Below are 1,646 nucleotides of genomic sequence, written 5' to 3'. Positions count from 1 at the left end.
TATAGTTATAATGAACGTGAAACAGCCCCGTATTTGCTTCATTTCGTAGGTTAAGAATGGTAGTGATGATCAACCATTACCATTTCAGAGCTACAAAGCAAAAAGGAGCTGCTACTATGCAGGATGCCACAAAATACGTTGGTTTAGATGTGTCTAAAGAAAAAATTTCTGTCGCGATTGCGGATTCGGGTCGGGATGCTCCTCGTTTTTGGGGGACGATTAACCACACTGCTGAAGCGGTTCGTAAACTCATGAAACAACTCGGAGAGACTGGCTCCCTCCAAGTTTGTTACGAGGCTGGTCCAACTGGTTTTGATTTATACCATTGGTTAATGAAGATGGGGATTTCCTGTACGGTGATTGCTCCGTCTTTAATTCCAAAGCGACAAGGAGACCATATCAAAACGGATCGTAGAGACGCACTACGTTTGGCTCAACTGTTTCGGGCAGGGGAACTCACCCCCATTCACGTACCCTCTCGTGAGCAAGAAGCATTGCGCGACCTTGTTCGCGCAAGAGAAGATGCCAGGGATGACTTACATCGTGCTCGTCAGCGTATGGTTCACTTCTTGCTTCGGCATCACATTCATCCGCCCGCTGTGATGAAACGCAGGTGGACGAAAATGTATCGAAAATGGCTTGAAACACTAAAATTCACGTATACTTGCGAACAGTTAGTCCATCAAGAGTATCTTCAACACCTATTTGAGTGTGAGCAGCGATTAGCTCGGATCGACCAATCGTTGGCCGAGGAATCATCAAAGGGTGCGCATGCGAATGTCATTCGAGCATTGCAGTCTCTGCGCGGAATAGCCCTTGTTCATGCCGTATCCATAGCAACGGAGATCGGTAGTTTTGAAAGGTTTCGTTCACCGATGCAGTTGATGGCCTATCTGGGACTTGTTCCTCGAGAATTCTCTTCCGGTCTATCTTCGCGCAAAGGAAAAATGACAAAGGCCGGCAACTCCTTATTGCGGCGAATTTTTGTTGAAGCTGCTTGGAGTTACCGACATAGCCCAGCCATAAAAGGCGATCTTAAAAAACGATTAGACGGTCAAGCAGCGATGATACAAGCGATTTCATGGAAAGCACAAACTCGGTTAAATAAGAAGTTCTTTCGATTAGTTGTCAATCGAGGAAAACATAAGAATGTAGCGATAGGTGCAACTGCCAGAGAATTAGTTGGTTTTGTATGGGCTGTAGCAAGGCAAGCAGAAGGTAGTCACCTTGCGTAAAAACCATTGCAGGAGGCGCTGCCCCCTGCACCCCCGCACTCGCCGTGGGCGATCCCAGCTCAATAGCTGGGAATAGGATTAGTGTTTAGAAAATGATCCCCGACTGTCAAGGAGATCGCTTGACAGTCTCACCATAGATGCTTAGATCTTTGGGCTCGGAGGCAAAGGATAAAAGTTAAAGGGGCAAACCCGCGTTTCCGACTGGCGTAAACCTAACCATAAGGTGAATACGCGATCATAGTTGACGGAAATCCCCTTTTTGTCGCAGGTATAAAATGTGGTAGCCAACCCACGTATAGCAGTCTGCCAGCTGACGATCTAACATTTTGCCTTCGTGCCGAGCGATTTAAAAGAAACTTTAACCTACGTGGAGCACCATGCGTTGACTTTCACGTTCATAGCAGTCGGAAA

Annotated in this window: 1 protein-coding gene; it reads left to right on the top strand. The window is 46.8% G+C overall.

Going from position 1 to position 1,646, the window contains the following annotated elements:
• Positions 1-116 precede the first annotated feature (116 nt).
• Positions 117-1,235, top strand: coding sequence for an IS110 family RNA-guided transposase (locus tag DFP95_RS28555; RefSeq protein ID WP_115996078.1), 1,119 nt, complete (start codon positions 117-119; stop codon positions 1,233-1,235).
• The last annotated feature ends 411 nt before the right edge of the window (positions 1,236-1,646 follow it).

Origin of the sequence: Cohnella lupini (genome assembly GCF_003386205.1) — a bacterium.
Lineage (GTDB): Bacteria > Bacillota > Bacilli > Paenibacillales > Paenibacillaceae > Cohnella > Cohnella lupini.
The sequence above is the reverse complement of the archived record's forward strand: the minus strand, read 5'-3'. Positions and strand labels throughout refer to the sequence as shown.